General features: G+C 59.1%; 24 protein-coding genes and 1 pseudogene. 14 read left to right on the top strand and 11 right to left on the bottom strand.

The genetic code is table 11. The features are described 5' to 3' along the window. Positions 1-114 precede the first annotated feature (114 nt). Entirely contained in the window at positions 115-933 is an 819-nt protein-coding gene (locus tag PFAS1_RS16425; protein ID WP_076029814.1) for a M48 family metallopeptidase, read from the bottom strand. Positions 934-1329: 396 nt separating this feature from the next. Between PFAS1_RS16425 and PFAS1_RS16420 the strand changes: the two genes are divergently transcribed. Further along, complete coding sequence (locus PFAS1_RS16420) at positions 1330-2277, top strand: IS110 family RNA-guided transposase (protein ID WP_074871984.1); 948 nt, start codon at positions 1330-1332, stop codon at positions 2275-2277. 122 nt (positions 2278-2399) lie between these two features. Here PFAS1_RS16420 and PFAS1_RS16415 read toward each other — a convergent pair whose 3' ends face one another. The 3 genes from PFAS1_RS16415 to PFAS1_RS16405 are packed head-to-tail and all read right to left on the bottom strand — an operon-like array spanning position 2400 to position 3514. Then, a complete protein-coding gene (locus PFAS1_RS16415; RefSeq protein WP_076029813.1) occupies positions 2400-3023 on the bottom strand; it encodes an SOS response-associated peptidase in 624 nt (207 codons plus the stop codon). A gap of 35 nt (positions 3024-3058) precedes the next feature. Next, on the bottom strand, positions 3059-3319 hold the full coding sequence (locus PFAS1_RS16410; RefSeq protein WP_076029812.1) for a putative signal transducing protein: 261 nt from the start codon (positions 3317-3319) through the stop codon (positions 3059-3061). A gap of 12 nt (positions 3320-3331) precedes the next feature. Continuing rightward, a complete protein-coding gene (locus tag PFAS1_RS16405) occupies positions 3332-3514 on the bottom strand; it encodes a CPXCG motif-containing cysteine-rich protein (RefSeq protein ID WP_008153387.1) in 183 nt (60 codons plus the stop codon). A 142-nt stretch (positions 3515-3656) separates the two neighbouring features. On the opposite strand from PFAS1_RS16405, the gene PFAS1_RS16400 reads away from it, so the two are divergent. Beyond that, entirely contained in the window at positions 3657-4820 is a 1164-nt protein-coding gene (locus tag PFAS1_RS16400) for a 1-acyl-sn-glycerol-3-phosphate acyltransferase (RefSeq protein WP_198044917.1), read from the top strand. Positions 4821-5038: 218 nt separating this feature from the next. On the opposite strand, the gene PFAS1_RS16395 is transcribed toward PFAS1_RS16400, so the two are convergent. After that, the gene (locus tag PFAS1_RS16395; RefSeq protein ID WP_074880177.1) at positions 5039-5323 is read right to left on the bottom strand and encodes a hypothetical protein; all 285 of its coding nucleotides are present in this window, start codon (positions 5321-5323) and stop codon (positions 5039-5041) included. A 190-nt stretch (positions 5324-5513) separates the two neighbouring features. On the opposite strand from PFAS1_RS16395, the gene PFAS1_RS16390 reads away from it, so the two are divergent. Beyond that, positions 5514-5720 (top strand): hypothetical protein, encoded by a 207-nt coding sequence (locus tag PFAS1_RS16390; protein WP_074880179.1) that lies wholly within the window; start codon positions 5514-5516, stop codon positions 5718-5720. A 174-nt stretch (positions 5721-5894) separates the two neighbouring features. On the opposite strand, the gene PFAS1_RS16385 is transcribed toward PFAS1_RS16390, so the two are convergent. Continuing rightward, a complete protein-coding gene (locus tag PFAS1_RS16385) occupies positions 5895-6479 on the bottom strand; it encodes a YajG family lipoprotein (protein ID WP_074880182.1) in 585 nt (194 codons plus the stop codon). 205 nt (positions 6480-6684) lie between these two features. Between PFAS1_RS16385 and PFAS1_RS16380 the strand changes: the two genes are divergently transcribed. Continuing rightward, positions 6685-6918 (top strand): hypothetical protein, encoded by a 234-nt coding sequence (locus PFAS1_RS16380; protein ID WP_074880185.1) that lies wholly within the window; start codon positions 6685-6687, stop codon positions 6916-6918. 740 nt (positions 6919-7658) lie between these two features. Beyond that, entirely contained in the window at positions 7659-9167 is a 1509-nt protein-coding gene (gene mqo / locus PFAS1_RS16375) for a malate dehydrogenase (quinone) (protein ID WP_076029810.1), read from the top strand. A 203-nt stretch (positions 9168-9370) separates the two neighbouring features. Here mqo and PFAS1_RS16370 read toward each other — a convergent pair whose 3' ends face one another. Together PFAS1_RS16370 and PFAS1_RS16365 are read right to left on the bottom strand one after the other, a co-directional pair. Then, complete coding sequence (locus PFAS1_RS16370; RefSeq protein ID WP_076029809.1) at positions 9371-9658, bottom strand: PA4642 family protein; 288 nt, start codon at positions 9656-9658, stop codon at positions 9371-9373. 63 nt (positions 9659-9721) lie between these two features. Next, positions 9722-10206: pseudogene (locus PFAS1_RS16365) on the bottom strand (hypothetical protein). A 151-nt stretch (positions 10207-10357) separates the two neighbouring features. On the opposite strand from PFAS1_RS16365, the gene dauA reads away from it, so the two are divergent. After that, positions 10358-12079 carry a C4-dicarboxylic acid transporter DauA gene (gene dauA / locus PFAS1_RS16360; RefSeq protein WP_076029808.1) on the top strand — a complete coding sequence of 574 codons (1722 nt, stop codon included), beginning with the start codon at positions 10358-10360 and terminating at the stop codon, positions 12077-12079. 39 nt (positions 12080-12118) lie between these two features. Here the strand turns inward: dauA and PFAS1_RS16355 are convergent, their stop codons facing one another. Beyond that, a complete protein-coding gene (locus PFAS1_RS16355; RefSeq protein ID WP_074880200.1) occupies positions 12119-12676 on the bottom strand; it encodes a hypoxanthine-guanine phosphoribosyltransferase in 558 nt (185 codons plus the stop codon). Between the two features lie 163 nt (positions 12677-12839). Here PFAS1_RS16355 and upp point away from each other — a divergent pair, with 163 nt between their 5' ends. Together upp and PFAS1_RS16345 are read left to right on the top strand one after the other, a co-directional pair. Then, positions 12840-13478, top strand: coding sequence for a uracil phosphoribosyltransferase (gene upp / locus PFAS1_RS16350; protein ID WP_008025893.1), 639 nt, complete (start codon positions 12840-12842; stop codon positions 13476-13478). Between the two features lie 2 nt (positions 13479-13480). Then, on the top strand, positions 13481-14755 hold the full coding sequence (locus tag PFAS1_RS16345) for a uracil-xanthine permease family protein (protein ID WP_076029807.1): 1275 nt from the start codon (positions 13481-13483) through the stop codon (positions 14753-14755). Between the two features lie 73 nt (positions 14756-14828). Here the strand turns inward: PFAS1_RS16345 and hemH are convergent, their stop codons facing one another. Together hemH and PFAS1_RS16335 are read right to left on the bottom strand one after the other, a co-directional pair. Further along, positions 14829-15854 carry a ferrochelatase gene (gene hemH / locus PFAS1_RS16340; protein ID WP_076029806.1) on the bottom strand — a complete coding sequence of 342 codons (1026 nt, stop codon included), beginning with the start codon at positions 15852-15854 and terminating at the stop codon, positions 14829-14831. Between the two features lie 13 nt (positions 15855-15867). Further along, positions 15868-16770 (bottom strand): TIGR01777 family oxidoreductase, encoded by a 903-nt coding sequence (locus PFAS1_RS16335; protein WP_074880210.1) that lies wholly within the window; start codon positions 16768-16770, stop codon positions 15868-15870. 196 nt (positions 16771-16966) lie between these two features. Between PFAS1_RS16335 and PFAS1_RS16330 the strand changes: the two genes are divergently transcribed. From PFAS1_RS16330 to PFAS1_RS16305, 6 genes are all read left to right on the top strand, one after another. Then, positions 16967-17953 (top strand): NAD(P)/FAD-dependent oxidoreductase, encoded by a 987-nt coding sequence (locus tag PFAS1_RS16330; protein ID WP_076029805.1) that lies wholly within the window; start codon positions 16967-16969, stop codon positions 17951-17953. Between the two features lie 261 nt (positions 17954-18214). Next, the gene (locus tag PFAS1_RS16325; protein ID WP_076029804.1) at positions 18215-19171 is read left to right on the top strand and encodes a YbgA family protein; all 957 of its coding nucleotides are present in this window, start codon (positions 18215-18217) and stop codon (positions 19169-19171) included. 10 nt (positions 19172-19181) lie between these two features. Continuing rightward, positions 19182-20123 (top strand): MerR family transcriptional regulator, encoded by a 942-nt coding sequence (locus PFAS1_RS16320; protein ID WP_076029803.1) that lies wholly within the window; start codon positions 19182-19184, stop codon positions 20121-20123. A 35-nt stretch (positions 20124-20158) separates the two neighbouring features. Further along, a complete protein-coding gene (phrB, locus tag PFAS1_RS16315) occupies positions 20159-21592 on the top strand; it encodes a deoxyribodipyrimidine photo-lyase (protein WP_083671776.1) in 1434 nt (477 codons plus the stop codon). 25 nt (positions 21593-21617) lie between these two features. Continuing rightward, positions 21618-22397, top strand: a complete 780-nt coding sequence (locus tag PFAS1_RS16310) for an SDR family NAD(P)-dependent oxidoreductase (RefSeq protein ID WP_076029801.1) — start codon at positions 21618-21620, stop codon at positions 22395-22397. 112 nt (positions 22398-22509) lie between these two features. After that, entirely contained in the window at positions 22510-22815 is a 306-nt protein-coding gene (locus tag PFAS1_RS16305) for a YkgJ family cysteine cluster protein (RefSeq protein ID WP_074880229.1), read from the top strand. The last annotated feature ends 8 nt before the right edge of the window (positions 22816-22823 follow it).

Raw genomic sequence — 22823 nt, 5'->3', positions numbered from 1 at the left:
TCGTTCCCTCGCTCCGCGTGGGAATGCCGCCTTGGACGCTCCGCGTCCGCTTTAACGTCGTGACGCAGAGCGTCACAGGATGCATTCCCACGCAGAGCGTGGGAACGATCATGATCAGGACTTCCTGGCTTTCTCGTACAGCGGCATGACTTTCGGAATCGCCGCTTGCAAGGCAGCAATCCGACTGGCCGACGCCGGGTGAGTGCTCAAGAACTCTGGAGGCGCACCATTGGAGGCTTTGCTCATCTTGTTCCATAGGGTGATCGCGGCGTTCGGGTTGTAACCGGCGCGGGCGGCCAATTCGAGGCCAATCAGGTCCGCCTCGTTTTCATTGCCGCGACTGTTGGGCAAGGTCATGCCGTATTGGGCCACGGTGTCCGCCAGAGCCAGGCTGCCCTCGCCCAGACCGAACAATGCCCCGGCGCCCTGCTTGGCCATTTCGATACCGTAAGCCTTGGACATCGCTTCACGACCATGTTCACGCAAGGCGTGAGCGATTTCATGGCCGATGATGGCGGCGATTTCGTCATCGGTGAGTTGCAGGGTGTCGATCAGCCCGGAGTAGAAAATGATCTTGCCGCCAGGCCCGCAGGAGGCATTCAGCTCATCGCTCTTGATCAGGTTCACTTCCCATTGCCACTGGGCCGAATCCGGACGGAACACTGGCGCCTGGGCAATCAGGCGAGTGGAGATCGCCTGGACGCGCCTGGCATCGTTACTGGTCTTGTCCAGCACGCCTTTGGTGTTCGCCTCACCTACAGTCTTTTGATAAGACTGGGCGTACATCTGGTTGACGTCGTCGGTCGACAGCATGCTGAACATGTACTGTTTGCGCTCAACGCCCACCGCGCCACCGCTGGTGGTGTTGACCGACTGACAACCGGCGAGCAGCAAACCTGCGCTCAGTGCACACACAACCAATGTCTTGTTCATCAAAAAACTCCCTGAAAACATGCCGCGTATCCTAGGCGTGGATTTGCATCGACGCCAGATACAACAGAGGTGTAGACGCACATTTCAGACAAAGCTCTCATGGCCGTAGAAAAAAACTCACATAACGATCAATTAGTTCATGGTTTAACAATCGCCGGAAGGTCCTGCGGACCTTATCGCGAGCAGGCTCGCTTGTATGGTAGGACTTGAAGGGAGGAGGAGGGACAAGGCTCGATTCTGACTGTTGACGCAGTACAGACCGTGGGAGATTTCGCCCCTCCTCCTTTCACCCAAGCGCCGATAAAGAATGCATCTGGCTAGACCGACGATAGGAACAAGCCTGCGCCTCTGGGTGAGCCCTTCAAGTGCTTAAAACCATATCCCGGAGGAAATCCAATGGCAATGCCGGTTTCTGTCACAAAGCCGATCGTAGGTGTGGATGTCGCCAAGAATGAACTGGTGATTTATCAGTCTGATGGGGATTTGCTTGAAGAGATTCCCAACACCAAAACATCCATCAAGCAGTGGCTGAAGGCGTTGTCGGGGACGGTGGCTATTGCCATTGAGGCGACCAACATTTACCACCTGGACTTCGCTGATCTGGCCTATGAGGCCGGTTGCACGATTTACATGGTGGGAGGCTATGAACTCAAACATTATCGCGAAGGCGTGAAGATCCGCGCCAAAACCGACGCACTGGATGCCAAGCTGCTGGCTCGTTACTTGAAGAACGAAGCCGAGGAGTTGCGTCCTTGGACCCCGCCCTCACCGCTGTACCGCCAGCTCCTGAGCCTTTTCCGCCGTCGCGCAGCCTTGGTCCAGGCCAGGGTCGGCCTGGTGCAGAGCTGGTCGAATGAGCCGCTGCTCAAGGCGGCTTTTGCCGAGCAAGTGAAGTCCATGCAGCAGCTTGAGACGCTGATCGAAAAGACGATCAACGATCAGCTCAAAGAAGCCGGTTTGCTCGGTCAATTGAAGCGCTGCCTGAAAGTTGAGGGTATTGGATTTTTGACTGGGGCCCGCTTGATAACTGCATTTCAGCGAGGAGATTTTAGAAACGCGGATGCATTTATCGCCTTCCTGGGCATGGATTTACGGGTGGCGAAATCAGGACAGAAGGACGCTCGCCGCAGTTTGACCAAGCGCGGCGACCCCGAGGCCCGCCGACTTCTGCACAATGCAGCGATGTCGGCTAGCCGTACGAAAGCCTGGAAAGGGTATTACGAAGAACAAAGAACGCGGGGTTTCAGCACCACTCAGGCGCTGGTGATGCTGGCTCGCAAGCTTGCTCGGGTGGTATTCGCCTTGCTGAAAGGGCAAAGCGAATATCAGCCAAAAGCCAGTTGAGGGCTTTCCCTCAACCATAGAATCTCCCACAGGGGATGCTCCTGTGAACACATTTTTTGTGAGCACTGCAGATCAAATGTGGGAGCGAGCCTGCTCGCGATGAGGCCAACACGAACGCGCATTTAGCCCGGGGTCAAACACTCCGGCCCATTCAGCTTCGGATCATTCACCAGATTCGCCAACACCCGCTCGCGCAACGCCGCGGGTTCACTGGCGAGCAACGCTTGCAAGGCATGCAACGGAGTCTCGGGATTGAGCCATGCTTCCTGCCCCGCCGCATCGAGTATCAACGGCCGGCGCTGACTCGCCGCCGGTTGCGTGATCACGGCCGTACTCAGCCAAACCTGCTCCTGCACCGGATACGCTTCCCAAATCGCCGCAAAGAACAGCGTCGAACCCTCACCCGGTGTCAGCCAATACGGACGCTTGCGTGTGGTGCCGCGCCATTCGTAAAAACCATTCGCCGGCAGCAGGCAACGGCGTTCGCGCAGGGCCTGGCGAAACATCGGTTGTTCGGCAACGGTTTCGGCGCGGGCATGGGCTGGCGTGCGAGACAAATCGGTCAGCCACGGCGGCGTCAATCCCCAACGCGCGCGGGCCAACTCACGCTGACCGTCAACATCGGCGCGCAGCATCAACACTGAATCGTTGGGAGAAATATTCCACTGGGCCTGCTGATCGGCGGGAAAGCCAGGCAGGGCCGCGAAGGCGGGGTTCCAGCGAAACAGGGCATAACGTCCACACATGGGGCAACACGACTCTTGATAAAACGAACGTCAGCCTAACAGACCAGCGTGCCGGGAAAACTGTCCGGTTCATCGCCGGGCAGTGGCAGCGCGGCATTGTACGCAGTGATCAGCTCCCGGGCGTACTCCGCCTCGTCGTTATCGACCGACAGGCCGAGCAGGCCAAAGGTCGGCAATTCACCGCTGCCACCGAGCAAATCACGCCCCATCAGATGCGCTTCGATGCCCTCGCTGGCCAACATGCTTTGCAGCAACTCTCCTTCCATGAGGTTTTCCGGCTCGTAGATTCGCTGCATGGGGCGCCCCTTTCATTCGTTTTCGCTGTGAACTTCGAGCAACCATTCCTGACCGTCAGTCTGCAGGACAAACGTGATGGGGCGACAACACACCGGACAGTCTTCGATATAGGTCTGATCGCCACCCGACAAATCCAGAACGGCCTCAGCCTCTTCACCACAATACGGACATTCGTAGCGCTCGGTTTCCAGCATCGCGGTCTCCCAGGTGACTTGTGCGTATAATCGCCGGTCTATTTGCAGGGCTATTTTTGTCTGGCTAACTTTTCAGACCGTACCCCGTTGGTTTTCGATCAAAACCTTTACTTACCCTAGCCGTTTCTAACAAGAGAGCATGATGGGCGAATTCGATGCCATCCGACCTTACAATGACAGCGAAGTCCCTGCGGTGCTGGACCGGCTGCTCGGCGACAAGGCGTTTCTAGATATCCTCATCCACTTCCGCTTCCCGCGTTTTGCCGGTGCTTTCGGCTGGATGCTCAAACCTCTTATAGCTCATCGGCTGCGCCGTGAGTTCGCCGACGTTACGTCGGTGGCCACGTTGCAGGATAAAGTCGAGATGTATGTCGACCACACCATCGAGCGAGCCACGGACGGGGTGACGTACACCGGCGTCGAGCAGTTCAAGTCCGGCAGCGCCTACCTGTTCATCGCCAACCACCGCGACATCGTGATGGACCCGGCCTTCGTCAACTACGCCGTGTACCACGCCGGCCTGCCGACACCGCGCATCGCGATCGGCGACAACCTGCTGCAAAAGCCCTTCGTCAGCGATCTGATGCGCCTGAACAAGAGTTTTATCGTGCACCGTTCGATCACCGGTCGACGCGAGAAGATGGCGGCGTATCAGTTGCTGTCGGCCTACATCAACCACTCGATCCGCAACGATTGCGCCTCGATCTGGATCGCCCAGGCCGAAGGCCGGGCCAAGGACGGCGATGACCGTACCGAGTCGGCCATCCTCAAGATGTTCCACATGAGCCGCAAGGACGAGCCGTTCGGCGAAGTCATTCAGTCGTTGAACCTCACCCCGGTGTCGATCAGCTATGAGTACGATCCGTGCGATCAAGCCAAGGCTCGCGAGCTGTTCATCCGCGCCACCACCGGCAGCTACACCAAAGTGCCGGGCGAGGACGATGTCAGCATCGCCAAGGGCATCACCGGCTACAAGGGCCGGGTGCATGTGAACTTCGCCTCGCCGATCACCGAACTGTTCGACGACACCAAGCAATTGGCGATCGAGATGGACCGACAGATCCTCGGCGGCTACCGATTGTTCCCGGTGCACTACCTGGCCTACGCCCAGTGGAAAGACGCCGACCCGCAGTTGCAGGTGCCGAAAGCCTCTGAAGTGTTTGCGGCCGACGAACTGGCCAAGGCGCAGGAGCAATGGCAACAGCGTCTGGACGCGTGCCCTGAGGAGCATCGTCCGTTCTTGGTCCTGCAATACGCGACGCCGGTGCGCAATCAGTACCGTGTGAAAGCAGGTTTGCCGCTGTAGGATTTTTGGCTGGATACGACAACGGCGCTGTATTTGACTGTCACCACATCACCTGTGGCGAGGGGACTTGTCCCCGTTCGGCTGCGAAGCGGCCCCAAAACCTGCGATTATATTTTTCAGACAGGCCAGGGGTACCGATTCACGACTGCTGCGCAGCCGGACGGGGATAAATCCCCTCGCCACAGAAGTACCCTCGCCACAAGGTTGGTGTCAGCGCTTCAGAAGCGCGTGCTGATCCACGACACCAGCAGCGCCAACCCCAGGCAGGCAAAACCGAAACGATAGAAAAACCGGTTCATGCGCGAGGTCGCACTGTCCGGCATCAACGTCGGCTCATCGATACGACGGCTCTGGCTTTGCGCCTGGAGAATGGCCCGCGCGCGCTGTTCGCGGCGCCGAGTGGCATGCAGCAACCAGCTGCCCGGAAAGGCCAACAACAAGGCGAACAGGTTGATCAACTTGGCGGGATGGTTGGTAAACAGCGAAATCAAATGCAACGACATCACGGACCTCAGCAAAACAGGTGGCAGACGCCGAACCGGCGACCGCGGCGCGAATTCTACCGAAAGCCTCACCTCCTGCCCTTGCTTTCCGACAAATAACGAACCATTCGATCAATTCCTGTCCTGTGTCACGGCACCTTCATCTGGATCATCCAGTCTGGCGCCCTTCGAAACCGACACGGAAACCGTCATGTTGCACGCCGAAAACCAGGATCGCCTCTACCTCATCGCCCAAAGCGACGAACAACAAAACCTCGTCGGCAGCCTCGCCTTCAACGTCCAGGACTGCCACTGGCTGGTGTATTGCGCATTGGGCGGGCATCAGCATGCGGATTTGCCGGAGACGGATTTGCTGACGGGCGTGAGTGTTCTGGACTTTTATTCGCAGGCCGCCTGACACCGCAGATCCCTTGTGGGAGCGGGCTTGCTCGCGAAGACTGACCAACATTCAACACATATGTTGGCTGCAAGCCCGCTCCCACAGGGTATGGGTGCAGTTCCACCAAATCAGCACGCATGAAAAAGCCCGGAACCATTGCTGGCACCGGGCTTTTTTGAATCCAGCGAACGTTTATTCGGCGAGAATCTGACCAATCGTCGGATCCTTGAACAGACGCGTCAACGCATCGCTCAACACATCACTGACCAGCTTGGTGTTGGTTTCCTGATTCGGCGCCATACCAAAACGCTGATCCAGGGACGCACCATAACGACCGCTGTAGCGACGGTTGGCATTCTGCACATCGGAACGGAATGTCGCGCCAATGGTGGCTTCAGTCACATACATGCCTTCTTTAGGCGACTGATACTTCAGCTCCGACAGGGTCACGGTCAACTGCGGAGCATTCAGCGCATTGGAAGTTGGGGTGAAGCCCAACAACCGCACGGCCGCTTCGGCCTGAGCCTGCAACTTCGGCAGAATCTGCGCGCCCTGCACGGTGATCGCGCTGGTCTCGGGGTACAGGCCACCACGGGTGCCCAAGGTCGGCGACGGACGACCGTCCACCACACGCACCACCACCGGCTGGCCACGGCCGACCGGTGCCAGCTGAGTGGTCAGCTTGGGTTCCGGATTCAGTTGTTGCGGGCTGTGGGCGCAGCCGACCAGAGTCAAACTGGTCACAGTGATCAAACCGAACAACAGGCGTTGCAACATGCTCTTCTCTCCAGAATCAGGCACAAACAGGCCCGCAGTATAGCGGTGGGCCACTGTGGGTAACTAGCACCTCACAGTGAATACTGAAATCTCTGACAAACCCTCCAGACTGCGGTTCCTGTCACAGATATGTCACCGCCCATACACTTGCTCGTCACGGCACGCTGGCAATCTTCAGAGCAGTCACCCCACAAGGTACTTCGCCATGCGCTATCTCATCTCGCTGTTCACTCCACGCCCTCTGCATCGCTGCTTCGCCCTGCTCGACCGCAACGGCCTTTGCCAGGCATTCAAACAGTGCAGCCTCCAGCCGATGGGTGATGGCTGGGTCGAAATCGAAGAAATCCGTCTCAACTGGTTACATCACCCCCTGCCCCCTAGCGCCCGTGTCAGCCAGCGCCAGCCTCGTGCGCGGGCTCAGCAACTGTTGACCACCTGACCGAACACCTAATAAAAGTCATTTAACACGACCATTTCCCTGCGTTTCTTCGCTACAATCTCCCCCCGATTATAAGGACGTCTCCTGATCGGGCCTCGCAGCATCGTCAATGCGCTTGTATTGACACCCCGCACCGCCCTACAGAGAGCCGCCCACACAGATCGAGTGAAGCTGGCGCGCTTGCTGTTCCTTGAGCAAAAACCCCACTTTTCGCGAATCTGCAGAGCTGTCATTACGCTCGGTCACTGAGCTGTTTGCCCGTTTTGCCTGTCATGTATCCCATGGCGGCAATCCATCCGGGCACGGTGCCAGGCTGGGGCAGCCCTTTTTTGAGGTTCACGTCTTCAAAAGAGCGTGAAAAAAACGGGTTTTCACAACTTCACAAGAGTGTGGCGAGCAAATGAATAGTTTTGCGTCTGAACATGCACCATTAGCGTCTGAAACAGCCCAACGACACAGGACCGAGTACGCCTCGAACACCGGATCCTGAAGCCTGTCCTCTACGGATTTGGTTGCACAAACGGATGTATCGACCATAAGTCGAATTGCCAGCCGCGTGTTGAAGTGAGTTCATGTGACTCTTTTAGACCCGGCCGGTAGCGTCCGTCGAAGTTGCAAAAAATTGCGAAGATTCGGACATGGCGATACTGCCATGGTTACTTGGGGCCTCACTGACACGCCCCTGAACACCTGGCAGCCATGCCGACAATTTGGTGCTGCAGATTTTGGAGACGCGTTAAATGGCGCATAACGAAGCAGTCGACGTAGTACTGGTTGGGGCCGGCATCATGAGTGCCACCCTCGCTGTACTGCTCAAAGAGCTCGACCCCGCGATCAAGCTGGAAGTCGTCGAGCTGATGGATTCCGGTGCTGCGGAGAGTTCGAACCCGTGGAACAACGCCGGTACCGGTCACGCCGGGCTGTGTGAGCTCAACTACACGCCGCAGGCCGCCGACGGCACCGTCGACATCAAGAAAGCCGTGCACATCAACACCCAGTTCGAGGTGTCGAAGCAATTCTGGTCCTACCTGACCAGGAAAAGCACCTTCGGCTCGTGCAAGACGTTCATCAGCCCGGTGCCGCACCTGAGCTTCGTGCAGGGCGACGATGGCGTTTCCTTCCTCAAGGAACGTTTCAAGACGCTGAGCAAGCACCACGCCTTCTCGGACATGGAATACACCGAAGACAAGGCCACCATGGCCGAGTGGATGCCGCTGATGATGCCAGGCCGGCCGGCCGACGAAGTCGTCGCCGCCACCCGCGTCATGAACGGCACCGACGTCAACTTCGGCGCGCTGACCAATCAACTGCTCAAGCACCTGACCAGCGCCCCCGATGCCCAGGTCAAGTACTGCAAGCGTGTGACCGGCCTGAAGCGCAACAACGGCGGCTGGACTGTCAGCATCAAGGACGTCAACAGCGGCAATACCCGTGAGGTCGATGCGAAATTCGTCTTCCTCGGCGCCGGTGGCGCTGCACTGCCGCTGCTGCAAGCGTCGGGCATCGAAGAAAGCAAAGGCTTCGGCGGCTTCCCGATCAGCGGCCAGTGGCTGCGGTGCGACAACCCGGAAGTGGTCAAACACCACCAGGCCAAGGTTTACAGCCAGGCAGCGGTGGGTTCGCCTCCAATGTCCGTGCCGCATCTGGACACCCGCGTAGTCGATGGCAAGAAGTCCCTGCTGTTCGGACCTTACGCCGGTTTCACCACCAAGTTCCTCAAGCACGGTTCCTTCATGGACCTGCCGATGTCGGTTCGCGCCGGCAACATCGGCCCGATGCTGGCCGTGGCGAAAAACAACATGGACCTGACCAAGTACCTGGTCAGCGAAGTGATGCAGTCGATGGAGCAGCGCCTGGATTCCCTGCGTCGCTTCTACCCTGAAGCGAAAGCCGAAGACTGGCGCCTGGAAGTGGCCGGCCAACGGGTACAGATCATCAAGAAAGACCCGAAAAAGGGCGGCGTTCTGCAGTTCGGTACCGAACTGGTCGCGGCCAAGGACGGTAGCCTTGCTGCCCTGCTCGGCGCTTCGCCGGGTGCGTCGGTGACCGTTTCGATCATGCTGGAACTGATCGAGAAATGCTTCCCGAACAAGGCTTCCGGTGAGTGGGCTGCCAAACTGGCGGAAATCTTCCCGGCTCGGGAAAAAGTCCTGGAAACCGACGCTGCGCTGTATCGCAAGCTCAATGTGCAGAACAACGTCGCGCTGGAACTGGTTGAAGCCAGCAACGAGACCGAAAGCTACGCTTGATTCGGCTCCATAAAAAACGCCCCGTTCTCTTTGAGAGCGGGGCGTTTTTTTATGGGCGGCGAAACTGATGGCTCTAAGATCTTCGGTGTTACTTACACCGCCTTCGCGAGCAAGCCCGCTCCCACATTTTGATCGCGGTCTAATGTGGGAGCGGGCTTGCTCGCGAAGGGGCAAGCACAAACACTACCCCAGTCAGGCAATAATTAACCGCGAGCTTTGTTGATCAGCTCGATGTACTCGGCCGCATTACGCTGATCCTTGATCAGGGCGACGAAGTCATTGCCGTGCTCATCCTTGCCGTTCAGATCCAGACCGGCTTCGACGAAGAACGTCAGAAAACGCTCGAAGTCATCGATGCGCAGGCCGCGATAGGCCTTGATCAGTTTGTGCAGCGACGGCGACGTGGCGTCGACCGGTTCGAAATCGAGGAACAGCTTGATCTGCTCATCGCCGATCTCGTCACCAATCACTTGCTTCTTATCTTTACGCATTGCCGACTCCAGCTCGCAGACATTTCACGGGGCGGGCAGTTTACCCCTCCCTTGCCACCGGGCTCAACGCGGACGAACAGCGCCCGTGTGCAGATCGGCCCAGACATGACCATTGGCGTAGCTGAGGAACTGGCAATACACCGTGTCATTGCGCAACAAGTCGATCACCACTCGGTACTGCGCCATCGGGTAATACAGCGTCAGGGTTTTGCTCTTGTCGTCGTAGATCGGCTTTTTCAGGCTTTTGCTTTCGCCATCGAAATTGACCAGCACCTGGCTGATGGTCGCACCCTTGTTCAAGGATTTGCCCTTGAGGCGGATCAGCAACGGCGACGTGACCGGGATCGGCTGTTGGTTGGACTGGCGTTGACTGCCAACCACTACCGAGTACTCGGTAACCTGCAACAACTGTTGCTGCTCAGGCTCCGCGTCACGCAGGGTCAGGTCATCGGGGGCAGGAACTGCGTGTGCATCGGCGCCGGGGCGGCCGCCAGAGGCAGGCTGAGGGTAAGCAACAGGGCGGCGCAGCTACGGATCAAAAGGCTCATGACAGGCTCCCAAGGCGAAGCCGAGCACTCTAGCATGAGGATCAACCGCGCGAATTGGCGATATGGGTCAATACTTCGCAGGGTGACACTGGCCATACTGAAAGAGCTTTCAGCCGTCGTTCAACGGTGCGCCATCTACCGTGGAGTGCTCATGTCGTTCTCCGTTCCCCCGTTGTTCGCCGCCTGGCGTCAGACCTGGCGCGCTGGTTACTCCTTCAGACGCTTACGCGGCGACATCAGCGCCGGGGTAACGGTAGGGATTATCGCCATCCCGCTGGCCATGGCGCTGGCGATTGCCGTGGGTGTACCGCCTCAGCATGGGTTGTATACGGTGCTGATCGCAGCGCCCCTGATCGCCCTGACAGGAGGTTCACGTTTCAATGTCAGTGGGCCGACCGCTGCCTTCGTGGTCATTCTGTTACCCATCACCCAACAATATGGCCTTGGCGGTTTGCTGCTGTGCACCATGCTGGCCGGCGTCATTCTCATTGCCTTGGGGCTGATCCGAGCCGGGCGGTTGATCCAGTACATTCCCTATCCGGTCACCCTGGGCTTTACCGCCGGGATCGGCATTGTCATCGCAACCCTGCAATTGAAGGATTTTCTGGGCCTGAACACTCCCGGCCAGGCAGAGCACTACATCGAACAGTTGGGTGTACTGATTCTGGCCTTGCCCAGCGCCCGGTTGGGGGACGCGATCATCGGCATCACCTGCCTGGCAGTTCTGATTATCTGGCCACGGTGGGTGCCGAGGATCCCCGGGCATCTGGTGGCGCTGACCATCGGCGCGCTCCTGGGGTTGGCGCTGGAGCACGGCGGGTTAGCGGTGGCGACATTGGGCGAGCGTTTCAGCTATATGGTTGAAGGCGTCAGCCATCCCGGGATTCCGCCGCTTCTACCGAGCTTCGATTGGCCGTGGAATCTTCCCGGCCCGGACGGCCAGCCTTTGCACCTGTCTTACGATCTGATTCGTCAGCTACTGGCACCGGCGTTCGCCATTGCCATGCTCGGGGCCATCGAATCCTTGCTGTGTGCGGTGGTGGCGGATGGCATGACCGGCAGCAAACACGATCCGAATGCAGAACTGCTGGGCCAGGGCCTGGGCAACCTGATCGCACCGCTGTTCGGCGGCATTACCGCCACGGCGGCGATCGCCCGCAGTGCCACCAACGTGCGCAGCGGAGCGTTTTCGCCATTGGCGGCCATTATTCACAGTGCTGTGGTGCTGCTGGCGATACTCGTCCTCGCACCGCTTTTCAGCTATCTGCCGATGGCTGCTCTGGCCGCGTTGCTGGTGATGGTGGCGTGGAACATGAGCGAGGCCCGGCACGTGCTGCATACCTTGCGCATCGCGCCCCGCAGCGATGTGCTGGTCTTGCTGACCTGCCTGAGCCTGACGGTGTTGTTCGACATGGTGATGGCTGTCGCCGTCGGCCTGCTGCTGGCCGCCGGTCTGTTCATCAAACGCATGAGCGACCTCACGGACACCGCCGAACTGCCTCGCGAGTTCCATCAAGCCTTACGGGATATGCCGGAGCATGTTCGTTGTTATGCGATACGCGGGCCGCTGTTTTTCGGTGCCGCCGAAAAAGCCCTGGGCGTGCTGCGCAAATTCAGTCCGGAGGTCAAAGTGGTGATCGTCGAGATGAGCGCCGTGCCCATGCTGGACATGACGGCACTGGCTGCCTTCGACAATATCCTGAGGGATTACCGCACCGACGACATCGGCCTGATTCTGGTAGGAACCGCTCCACGGGTACGCCTGAAACTCAGGCGCGCGGGGATTCATCGGGAGCAGCGCCAGTTGGCCTATGTGAATAATCTGGAACAGGCTCGACGCAAAAGCGGACGCTGGCTCGCCGGACAGGACTGAGCGCGCAGTTCAAGCAAACTGCGCGGACAGTCACCCCATTCACATGCCTTTAACGGCAAAAATCCCGTTGGCGTTACGCCAGTAGCCTTTGTAGTCCATGCCATAACCGAAGATGTAACGGTCGATGCATGGCAGGCCGACGAAATCGGCTTTCAGGTCCGGGCGAGCCTTGCGGTCGTGGTCCTTGTCGATCAGTACGGCGGTGTGCACAGCGCGGGCGCCGGCGTGTTTGCAGTAGTCGATGATCGCGCCCAGGGTATGACCTTCATCGAGGATGTCGTCGATGATCAGCACGTCACGGTCGAGGAACGAGACTTCCGGCTTGGCTTTCCAGAACAGATCACCGCCGCTGGTTTCGTTACGATAACGGGTCGCGTGCAGGTAGGACGCTTCCAGCGGGAAGTTCAGATAGGTCAGCAGTTTGCCGGAGAAAATCAGCCCGCCGTTCATCACGCAGAACACCACAGGATTGCTTTCAGCCAACTGGTCGTTGATTTGTGCACCGACACGGGCGATGGCCGCCTCGACTTCAGCTTCGGTGTACAGGCAGTCAGCCTCTCGCATGATTTGACGGATATGCTCGAGATCTGCGGGCATGGCGTTCTCCGGGGGGTGGCGGTTCAGGAAAAGCGGGCAAAGGTACGCATCAAGCGAGGCCAGATCAAGCGTTTGTGGACTAACGTTCTGAATGTCTATAGGACAACACCCTCGGATAGATTAATCTAGGCCGGTTTTTTTGCCCGCCGCCGGAGCCTTTCCCATGCCCATCCTCGAGATCCGCCATCCGCTGATCCGCCATAAACTTGGCCTTATGCGCCGCGCCGACATCAGCACGAAGAATTTCCGTGAGCTCGCTCAGGAAGTCGGTGCCCTGCTGACCTATGAAGCCACCAAAGACCTGCCGCTGGAAAGCTACGACATCGAAGGCTGGTGCGGCACGGTGTCGGTCGAGAAAATCGCCGGCAAGAAAATTACCGTCGTGCCGATCCTGCGCGCTGGCATCGGCATGCTCGAAGGCGTGCTGAGCCTGATCCCGGGCGCCAAAGTCAGCGCCGTGGGCGTGGCACGCAACGAACAAACGCTGCAGGCTCATACCTACCTGGAAAAACTGGTCCCGGAAATCAACGAACGCCTGGCGATGATCATCGACCCGATGCTCGCCACCGGCAGTTCCATGGTCGCGACCATCGACCTGCTGAAAAAGGCCGGTTGCCGGGATATCCGCGCGATGGTGCTGGTGGCGGCTCCTGAAGGCATTGCCGCCGTAGAGAAGGCTCACCCGGACGTGACCATCTACACCGCATCCATTGACGAAAAACTGAACGAGCATGGTTACATCATCCCAGGCCTGGGCGATGCCGGTGACAAGATCTTCGGTACCAAGCAGAAGGACGCTTGAGCATGCAGCAAGAGTTCAACGATCCGCTCTGGCGCACGGTGCTGTCGGGTGCGCAGATGCTGTTCGTGGCCTTCGGCGCCCTGGTGTTGATGCCGCTGATTACCGGCCTCGACCCGAACGTGGCGCTGTTCACCGCAGGCCTGGGGACGATTCTGTTCCAGATCGTCACCGGGCGTCAGGTGCCGGTGTTCCTGGCGTCGAGCTTTGCCTTCATCACCCCGATCATTCTCGCCAAGGGCCAGTTCGGTCTCGCGGCGACCATGGGCGGCGTGATGGCGGCCGGTTTCGTCTACACCTTCCTCGGCCTTGCGGTGAAGATCAAAGGCACCGGTTTCATTGACCGTCTGCTGCCACCGGTGGTGATTGGCCCGGTGATCATTTCCATCGGCCTGGCCATGGCACCGATCGCCGCCAACATGGCGATGGGCAAGGCTGGCGACGGCACCGAGCTGATCCATTATCAGACGGCGATGCTGATCTCGATGCCCGCGCTGCTGACCACCCTGATCGTCGCGGTGTTCGGTAAAGGCATCTTCCGCCTGGTGCCGATCATCTCGGGTGTGCTGGTGGGTTTTGCGATGGCGTTTTATTTCGGCGTCGTTGATACCGCAAAAATTGCTGCTGCACCGTGGTTTGCAATCCCGCACTTCACCGCGCCGGAGTTCAACTGGCAGGCGATTCTGTTCATCGTTCCAGTGGCCCTGGCTCCGGCCATCGAGCACATCGGCGGCGTGATCGCTGTCGGTAGCGTGACCGGTCGCGATTACCTGAAGAAACCCGGCCTGCACCGCACCCTGCTCGGCGATGGCATTGCCACCACCGCAGCCGGCCTGTTTGGCGGCCCGCCCAACACCACCTATGCCGAAGTGACGGGCGCGGTGATGCTGACCAAGAACTACAACCCGAAGATCATGACCTGGGCGGCGATATTCGCCATCAGCCTGGCGTTCGTCGGCAAGTTCGGCGCGCTGCTGCAAAGCATTCCGGTGCCGGTGATGGGCGGGATTCTGTGCCTGTTGTTCGGTTCGATCGCGGCGGTGGGCATGAACACGCTGATTCGCCACAAGATTGACCTGGGCGAAGCGCGCAACCTGGTGATTGTCTCGGTGACCCTGGTGTTCGGGATTGGCGGCGTACTGGTCGGCACCGGCACAGGGCCGGACGACTTCGGCCTCAAAGGCATCGCACTGTGCGCGGTGACGGCGATTGCGCTGAACCTGTTGCTGCCGGGCAATGACAGCTGGAAGCACAAGAAGGCGAATGAATCGCTGCTTTGAGCGAACTGATCGTTCCCACGCAGAGCGTGGGAACGATCAGTACTCAAACGGGGGCAAGCCCCCTCGCCACAGTTTAAAGCGCCAGCGGCGCTCGCTCGCACAAGGCACTCAACGCCCGCGCCCACTGCGGATCGTCGTTAAGACACGGCACCAGCACCAACTCCTCTCCCCCCGCCTCGCGGAACAGCTCCTTGCCGCGATCCCCGATCTCTTCCAGCGTCTCGATGCAATCGGCGACAAATGCCGGGCACATCACCAGCACTTTCTTCACGCCCATTCCAGCCAACTCATCAAGGCGCGCTTCGGTGTAGGGTTCGATCCACTTGGCCCGCCCCAGACGCGACTGGAACGACACCGACCACTTGCCGTCCGGCAGCCCCAGCCGCTTGGCAAACTCGGAGGCCGTGCGCAGGCATTGGGCGCGGTAGCAGGTCGCCAAGACTTCTGGCGAAGCGTTCTGGCAGCAATTGTCGCTTTTGAAGCAATGGTGACCGGTAGGGTCGATCTTGGTAAGGTGCCGCTCTGGCAAACCGTGGAAACTCAACAGCAGGTGATCGTAATCCTGCTGCAAATGCGGCTTGGCGCTGGCCACCAGCGCATCGAGGTATTCCGGTTGATCGTAAAACGGCTGGAGAATCGAAAACTGCACATCCAGCTGCTTCTCGCGAACCACTCGCTTGGCCTCCTCGATCACCGTGGTCACCGTGCTGTCGGCAAACTGTGGATAGAGCGGTGCGAGCGTGACCCGCTTGTGACCCTGGGCCGCCAGGCGCACCAACATCGATTCAATCGACGGCTCACCGTAACGCATCGCCAATTCCACCGGACCGTGGGTCCACTGGGCAGTCATGGTCTGTTGCAGGCGACGGCTGAGCACCACCAACGGCGAGCCCTCTTCCCACCAGATCGAGGCGTAGGCGTGGGCCGACTGCTCCGGGCGCTTGAACAGGATCAGCGACACCAGCAAACGTCGCACCGGCCATGGCAGGTCGATCACATACGGGTCCATCAGAAATTGATTGAGGTAACTGCGCACATCCGCCACCGAGGTGGAAGCCGGCGAGCCCAGATTGACCAGAAGCAATGCGTGATCGGTCATGCAACGTCCTATTTCAAAGGCGGCTGGAAAGGTCGTCCAGAGCCGCGCGCAAATCAGTGAACTGGAAAGTGAAACCCGCTTCCAGCAAGCGAGCCGGTACAGCCTTCTGGCCACCCAGCAACAGCGACGACAACTCGCCCAGACACACCTTCAACGCCAGGGCCGGCATGGGCATGAACGTTGGACGGTGCAGGACACTGCCTAACGTCTTGGCGAATTCGCGGTTGCGCACCGGCTTGGGCGCGCAGGCATTATAAGGACCACTGGTGTCTTCCTGATGCAGAAGAAAATCAATCAGGGCGATTTGATCGTTGATATGGATCCATGGCATCCACTGCCGGCCACTGCCCAGAGGCCCGCCCAGCCCCATTTTGAACGGCAGCAACAGCCGCGACAAAAAGCCGCCCTCGGCCGACAACACCAACCCCGTGCGGATGAGGATCACACGAATGCCCAACGCCTCGGCGCGCTGGGCTGTTTCCTCCCAGGCGATGCACAACTGGCTGGCGAAATCATCGATGACCGGCGGAGATTGCTCGGTCAATTCGCGCTCCCCGCCGTCGCCATACCAGCCAATAGCAGAGCCCGAAATCAATACCTGCGGTTTCTGCGCGCGGCTTTCGAGCCAGGCCAGCATGGTTTCGGTCAGCGTGATCCGGCTGCTCCAGAGCAGCGCCTTGCGTTTGGAGGTCCATGGTCGGTCGGCAATCGGTGCGCCCGCGAGGTTGATAATGGCATCAACCGTTTCCTGTCCAAGGTCCTCGAACAGTGCGATTCCCCGCACCTGCGCACCGCAAATCTGCGCGACTTTTTCAGGTGTGCGGCTCAAGACAGTCAAACGATGTCCCTGACTCAGCCAGTGTCGGCAGAGCTGACGTCCTATCAAACCAGTACCGCCGGTCAGCAATATGTGCATGACTTCTTCCTCGCGTGGCGTTTTACCTTGATCACTAGTCTATTTTTATATGCAGGGATCTTTGGTATCGGGCAGGCTCTGTGTTTAACAATAGGCCAAGCTGTCAGAACAAGAACGCTAAAAGTTATACCAAAAAACAATATTGTACAGGTTTCATCCACAGCGTAGTCTGTACAGAAAGGCAAACGAGGCCCCTATGACTGTACCTATCGCAATCATCGGCACCGGCATCGCCGGACTCTCCGCCGCCCAGGCCCTTACAGAGGTCGGGCATGTCGTTCAACTTTTCGATAAAAGCCGCGGCAGTGGCGGACGCATGTCGAGCAAGCGCAGCGATGCGGGTGCTCTGGACATGGGCGCGCAATATTTCACTGCCCGCGACCGTCGCTTCGTCACTGAAGTCCAGCGCTGGCAAGGAAAAGGCTGGGTCGCCGAATGGTTACCGCAGCTCTACACCTACCATGGTGGCCAGCTCAACCTGTCGCCGGACGAACAGACTCGCTGGGTCGGCACGCCGCGCATGAGCGCCATCACCCGTGGGCTGCTCGGCGACCTGGAAGTGCATTTCGCCTGCCGCATTACCGAGGTCTATCGCGGCGAGGAACACTGGCATCTGCAGGACGCCGAAGGCTTCACCCACGGCCCGTTCAGCCATGTGATCATCGCCACGCCGGCGCCTCAGGCGACTGCACTGCTGGCCTCCGCGCCGAAACTCGCCGGTGCCGCCGCCGGGGTGAAAATGGACCCGACCTGGGCTGTCGCACTGGCGTTCGAGATACCGTTGGATACGCCCATGGAAGGCTGCTTCGTACAGGACAGCCCGCTCGACTGGCTGGCTCGCAATCGCAGCAAACCCGGACGTGACATCACCCTCGACACCTGGGTTTTGCACGCCACCAGCGCGTGGAGTCGGCAGCATATCGACCTGCCCAAGGAAGCGGTGATCGAGCAATTGCACGGCGCATTTGCCGAGCTGCTGCACGACTCCATGCCCGCCCCGACCTTCAGCCTCGCGCACCGCTGGCTTTACGCCCGGCCCGCCAGCAGTCATGAATGGGGGGCCTTGGCCGATGCCGACCTGGGACTCTATGTGTGTGGCGACTGGTGCTTGTCCGGCCGTGTCGAAGGCGCCTGGCTCAGCGGCCAGGAAGCCGCCCGCCGCTTGCATGCGCATCTGCAGTGAACCGCATCGATCAGAGTCAATTGCTGCTGTCGAAATAGACAGCAGCCCACCCGCAAAACCGCGAAAAACATCTTCTGATCATCGAGCTGTCGCGACGACGAAGGCACAGTGTCAAATGCCGGGTTGCAGGCGGTGCAGACGCGGCGTTGATCCTCACAAAAAACTTGTACAATTAATTTGACTTGTACACCTTTGAATCTATGATGAAGTTATGTTGTACAGACTGAACAGTCTGTACAGGTTTAGATTCGAGGTGCTCCGATGCCCCACGCCGTGAAACCGAAGATTGCCATCAGCGCCTGCCTGATGGGCGCAGAAGTACGTTACAACGGCGGGCACAAGGCCTCGCAGTTGTGCAGTCGCACCCTCACGGACTATTTCGATTTCGTCCCGGTTTGCCCCGAAGTCGCCATCGGCCTCGGCATTCCTCGGGAGCCGATACGCCTGGTGGGCAATCCCGAACATCCCGAGGCTGTCGGCTCGGTCAACCCGGAGCTCAATGTCACCCGGCCCCTCGCCGAGTACGGTCAGAAAATGGCCGCGGAACTGGGCGACATCAGCGGCTACATCTTCATGCAGAAATCCCCGTCATGCGGTTTGGATCGGGTCAAGATCTACCACGCCAACGGTGCGCCAGTGGACGGTGGTGGCCGAGGTATCTATGCCCAGACGTTCTGCGCGCGGCATCCGAATCTACCGGTGGAAGAAGACGGCCGACTCAACGACCCGGTGCTGCGAGAAAACTTCCTCACCCGCGTGTTTGCCTACAGTGCCTGGCAGCAGTTGCTGCGCGAAGGTTTGACTCGCCGTGGCCTCACGGACTTTCACTCGCGCTACAAATACCTGCTGATGGCCCACAATCCGGTGCAGTACAAAACCCTGGGGAATCTGCTGGGCAACATGGGCCAGACCGATCCGAACGAACTCGGCCCGCGCTACTTCAGCGAGCTGATGGCGGCCTTGAAAAAATGCGCCACACGCCGCACCCACACCAACGTCCTGCAACACATCAGTGGCTATCTCAAACAGGCCATCAGCCCTGAAGACAAACAGGAAATGCAACACGTTATCGGCCAGTACCGCCACGGCATCGTGCCGCTGGTGGTGCCGTTGACGCTGCTCAAACACTTCTTCCGTCAACACCCGGATCCGTACATTGCGCAACAGGTTTACCTGCAACCGCACCCGGAAAATCTCAGCCTGCGAAACGCGATCTAATGACAATCCAATGAAAAGCCCACTCGACACCAGCGCCAGCGAAGACCTCGGTGCCGACTTCAGGAAAGCCCTCGACGAAGGCTGGCTGCCGATCCGTGAGGTCGCGCGGCAGACTGGCGTCAACGCCGTCACCCTGCGGGCCTGGGAACGGCGTTACGGCCTGATCGTTCCGCAACGCACGCCCAAGGGGCATCGGCTGTTTTCTGCCGACCACGTTCAACGCATCCTGACGATCCTCACCTGGCTCAATCGCGGCGTGGCTGTCAGCCAGGTCAAACAACTGCTCGACACCCCACAGGCCTTAACCCAATCCGTCGAAAACGATTGGCAAGTGCTGCGCCAGACGCTGCTGCAAGCGGTCACTCAACTGAATGAACGCACCGTCGATGACACCGTCAATCAGGCCATGGCGCTGTATCCACCACGGACCTTGTGCGCACAACTGCTGATGCCCTTGCTGGCTGAACTGGAACAACGCTGGCAAGGCCAGTTCGGCGCACAGATGGAACGAGTGTTTTTTTACTCCTGGTTACGCAGCAAATTTGGCGCACGCATCTACCATAACAACCGGCAGTTACGCACCGCGCCACTGTTGTTGATCAATCACTCGGACCTGCCACTGGAACCCCACCTGTGGCTGACCGCCTGGCTGATCAGCAGCGCCGATTGCCCGGTGGAAGTGTTCGACTGGCCACTTCCTGCCGGCGAACTCGCACTGGCGGTCGATCATCTGCAAGCCCGCGGCGTACTGCTGTATTCCAGCAAAGCCCTGAATCTTTCGCAGCTGCCGAAACTTTTGAACGGGGTCAGTTGCCCAAAATTGATTGCCGGACCAACGGTATGCATCCACCACACCGAGTTGTCCGCACGAACGTACAAGATCACTGATTTGTTCCTGGCTGAAGATCCGCTAGCAGCGCATCAGGGCCTGATTCAACGTGGGCTCATTTAATGGCGAATTTTTTAATGAATCGTGCGGATACCCCTGTGCAATTGATCTGGTTGCGCAGCGACTTGCGCCTCAATGACAACACCGCCCTTTCGGCCGCTGCAGCCCGCGGCCCGACTGTGGCGGTGTATCTGCTGAGCCCGGAGCAATGGCTGGAACACGATGATGCGCCGTGCAAAGTGGATTTCTGGCTGCGCAACCTGAGCGAGTTACGCAGCGCCCTGGATGAGCTGAACATTCCCTTGTTGATCCGCAAGGCATCTCGCTGGGATGAAGCACCCAAGGTGATGCTCGATCTTTGCCAGCAGTTGAAAGTCGACGCGGTGCACGTCAACGAGGAGTACGGCATTCATGAAAGCCGTCGTGACGCAGCCGTGGCCGAAACACTGAATGCCCACGCCATCGACTTTTACAGCTACCTCGATCAATTGCTGTTGAAACCGGGCACCGTACTGACCAAAACGGGCACTTACTTTCAGGTGTTCAGCCAGTTCCGCAAGGCGTGTTATGACCGCCTGCGCTGGTCGTTACCGCAGCGGGTCCCAGCACCCGCCGTGCAGGCGCCGCTGGCGATCGACAGCGACAAGATCCCGTCGAACGTTGAAGGCTTCGCAACGCCCAGCGACAGCCTGCGCAGTCTTTGGCCTGCCGGGGAAGCCGAAGCCCACCGCCGCCTCGTCACCTTCGCCGACGCTCAGATCGACGACTACAAAAACGAACGCGATTTCCCGGCCAAACCCGGCACCAGTCAGCTGTCGGCCTATCTCACCGCCGGGGTGATTTCACCCCGTCAATGTTTACACGCCGCGCTGCAAAGCAATCAGGGCGAGTTCGAAAGTGGCAAGGTCGGCGCCGTTACCTGGATCAACGAATTGCTGTGGCGCGAGTTCTACAAACACATCCTGGTGGGCTACCCACGGGTCTCGCGTCATCGCGCCTTCCGCCCGGAAACCGAATCCCTCGCCTGGCGCGATGCCCCGGATGAACTCCTGGCCTGGCAAGAGGCCCGCACCGGTCTGCCGATTATCGACGCGGCTATGCGCCAACTGCTTGAAACCGGCTGGATGCATAACCGCCTGCGCATGGTAGTGGCGATGTTCCTGACCAAGAACCTGCTGATCGACTGGCGTGAAGGCGAACGTTTTTTCATGCGTCATCTGATCGATGGCGACCTGGCGGCGAACAACGGTGGCTGGCAGTGGAGTTCGTCCACTGGCACCGATTCGGCGCCGTACTTCCGGATTTTCAACCCGCTTAGCCAGTCGGAGAAATTCGACAGCGAGGGGCTGTTCATCAAGTACTGGCTGCCGGAACTGGCCGGGCTGAACAAGAAGGATGTGCACAACCCGGCGAACCTCGGCGGCCTGTTCGGTGTGGCGGATTATCCGTCGCCGATCGTTAATCTGAGCAGCTCTCGCCAACGGGCACTGGCCGCGTTCAAGAACCTGCCATCACGACAATCTGCCGGGTGACTACCTGACTGAAAAGGAGAATGGGATGAGTTTTACACCTCCAAGGCGCTACTGGCTGACAGGTGCCGGCAACGGCATTGGTGCCTCGCTGGCCGAAGAAATATTGAAAACCGGTGCTCACCTCGCGGTGAGCTCTCGTTCTGTGGCGCCACTCAAAGTCTTGTCCCAGCGTTATCCGGGGCAAGTGCTGGTAGTGGCCGGTGACCTGACCAACAGCCAGACCGTGCGAGAAATCGGCGAGCAGATTGCCGAGGAGTGGGGAGCCCTGGACACGGTGATCCTCAATGCCGGCACTTGCGAATACGTCGACGTTCAGCAGTTCGATGCGTCGATCGTCGAGCACGTGGTGCGCACCAATCTGCTTGCCAGCAGCTTTTGCATCCAGGCTGCCCTGCCGCTCTTGCGCGCCGGCACCGCGCCATATCTGGTGGGCGTCGCCAGCTCGGTCACCTACCTGCCGCTGCCACGGTCCGAGGCTCATGGCACCTCAAAGCCCGGGTTGCGTTATCTGTTTGAATCGTCGCGCATTGATCTTGCTCCGGACGGCATCGAAGTCACCGTGGTCAGCCCCGGGTTTGTCGAAACACCCCTGACAGCGCAAAACAGTCCCACGCCACTCGGCTGGCCGGTGGACAAGGCCGCACGCCACATCTTCGCCGAACTGAAGGATCGGCCGCTGGAGATAGCCTTTCCCGCGTTGTTCATGGCCGACCTCTGGCCATTATCGAAATCACCCCACCGAGCAAACCTGGCAATCGGCAAACGCATGGTGCGCAGCAACCCGCCGATCAAGGACCAGCCGTAAATCAACCGCCTCTCAAGGCTGATCGCTCCTGGCTGTTGAATCACAGCCATGAGATCACCCTGTCCGTCAGGCCTTTCACACGGCTGCGGCCCACTGCCTTACACTGGGCGCCATGAAAACCATTCCCCATACGCAAATCGCCGAGCCTGCGGTCACATGCTCGACCTGCGCAGCCTGCTGCTGTCAGCTCGAAGTCATGCTGATCACGGACACGGGCGTGCCCGAACGCTTTATCGATACCGATGACTGGGGCGGGGAAGTCATGCTGCGCCTGGATGACGGCTGGTGCGCCGCGCTGGATCGCAACACGATGATGTGCACCATCTACGAAAAACGCCCGTTGATCTGTCGGGAGTTCGAGATGGGCGCACCGGAATGCATCGAAGAACGCCAAGGGATTACCACGGCGTATCGCTGAAAGTCAGA

Origin of the sequence: Pseudomonas frederiksbergensis (assembly GCF_001952935.1) — a bacterium.
In the GTDB taxonomy this organism is placed as follows: domain Bacteria; phylum Pseudomonadota; class Gammaproteobacteria; order Pseudomonadales; family Pseudomonadaceae; genus Aquipseudomonas; species Aquipseudomonas frederiksbergensis.
Note: the sequence above shows the minus strand (reverse complement) of the source record. Positions and strands in the feature narration are given on the sequence as shown.

Excerpts from the sequence above, each read along its gene's own strand:
- PFAS1_RS16355 (WP_074880200.1), bottom strand. The coding sequence starts at position 12,676 with ATGCCCGCAGATCTCGAGCATATCCGTCAAATCATGCGAGAGGCTGAC.
- dauA (WP_076029808.1), top strand. The coding sequence starts at position 10,358 with ATGTCGTTCTCCGTTCCCCCGTTGTTCGCCGCCTGGCGTCAGACCTGG.
- PFAS1_RS16345 (WP_076029807.1), top strand. The coding sequence starts at position 13,481 with ATGCAGCAAGAGTTCAACGATCCGCTCTGGCGCACGGTGCTGTCGGGT.
- hemH (WP_076029806.1), bottom strand. The coding sequence starts at position 15,854 with ATGACCGATCACGCATTGCTTCTGGTCAATCTGGGCTCGCCGGCTTCC.
- PFAS1_RS16405 (WP_008153387.1), bottom strand. The coding sequence starts at position 3,514 with ATGCTGGAAACCGAGCGCTACGAATGTCCGTATTGTGGTGAAGAGGCT.
- PFAS1_RS16370 (WP_076029809.1), bottom strand. The coding sequence starts at position 9,658 with ATGCGTAAAGATAAGAAGCAAGTGATTGGTGACGAGATCGGCGATGAG.
- upp (WP_008025893.1), top strand. The coding sequence starts at position 12,840 with ATGCCCATCCTCGAGATCCGCCATCCGCTGATCCGCCATAAACTTGGC.
- PFAS1_RS16380 (WP_074880185.1), top strand. The coding sequence starts at position 6,685 with ATGCGCTATCTCATCTCGCTGTTCACTCCACGCCCTCTGCATCGCTGC.
- PFAS1_RS16330 (WP_076029805.1), top strand. The coding sequence starts at position 16,967 with ATGACTGTACCTATCGCAATCATCGGCACCGGCATCGCCGGACTCTCC.
- PFAS1_RS16425 (WP_076029814.1), bottom strand. The coding sequence starts at position 933 with ATGAACAAGACATTGGTTGTGTGTGCACTGAGCGCAGGTTTGCTGCTC.
- PFAS1_RS16320 (WP_076029803.1), top strand. The coding sequence starts at position 19,182 with ATGAAAAGCCCACTCGACACCAGCGCCAGCGAAGACCTCGGTGCCGAC.
- PFAS1_RS16325 (WP_076029804.1), top strand. The coding sequence starts at position 18,215 with ATGCCCCACGCCGTGAAACCGAAGATTGCCATCAGCGCCTGCCTGATG.
- PFAS1_RS16395 (WP_074880177.1), bottom strand. The coding sequence starts at position 5,323 with ATGTCGTTGCATTTGATTTCGCTGTTTACCAACCATCCCGCCAAGTTG.
- PFAS1_RS16310 (WP_076029801.1), top strand. The coding sequence starts at position 21,618 with ATGAGTTTTACACCTCCAAGGCGCTACTGGCTGACAGGTGCCGGCAAC.
- PFAS1_RS16415 (WP_076029813.1), bottom strand. The coding sequence starts at position 3,023 with ATGTGTGGACGTTATGCCCTGTTTCGCTGGAACCCCGCCTTCGCGGCC.
- PFAS1_RS16420 (WP_074871984.1), top strand. The coding sequence starts at position 1,330 with ATGGCAATGCCGGTTTCTGTCACAAAGCCGATCGTAGGTGTGGATGTC.
- PFAS1_RS16385 (WP_074880182.1), bottom strand. The coding sequence starts at position 6,479 with ATGTTGCAACGCCTGTTGTTCGGTTTGATCACTGTGACCAGTTTGACT.
- PFAS1_RS16305 (WP_074880229.1), top strand. The coding sequence starts at position 22,510 with ATGAAAACCATTCCCCATACGCAAATCGCCGAGCCTGCGGTCACATGC.
- PFAS1_RS16410 (WP_076029812.1), bottom strand. The coding sequence starts at position 3,319 with ATGCAGCGAATCTACGAGCCGGAAAACCTCATGGAAGGAGAGTTGCTG.
- PFAS1_RS16390 (WP_074880179.1), top strand. The coding sequence starts at position 5,514 with ATGTTGCACGCCGAAAACCAGGATCGCCTCTACCTCATCGCCCAAAGC.
- mqo (WP_076029810.1), top strand. The coding sequence starts at position 7,659 with ATGGCGCATAACGAAGCAGTCGACGTAGTACTGGTTGGGGCCGGCATC.
- PFAS1_RS16335 (WP_074880210.1), bottom strand. The coding sequence starts at position 16,770 with ATGCACATATTGCTGACCGGCGGTACTGGTTTGATAGGACGTCAGCTC.
- PFAS1_RS16400 (WP_198044917.1), top strand. The coding sequence starts at position 3,657 with ATGGGCGAATTCGATGCCATCCGACCTTACAATGACAGCGAAGTCCCT.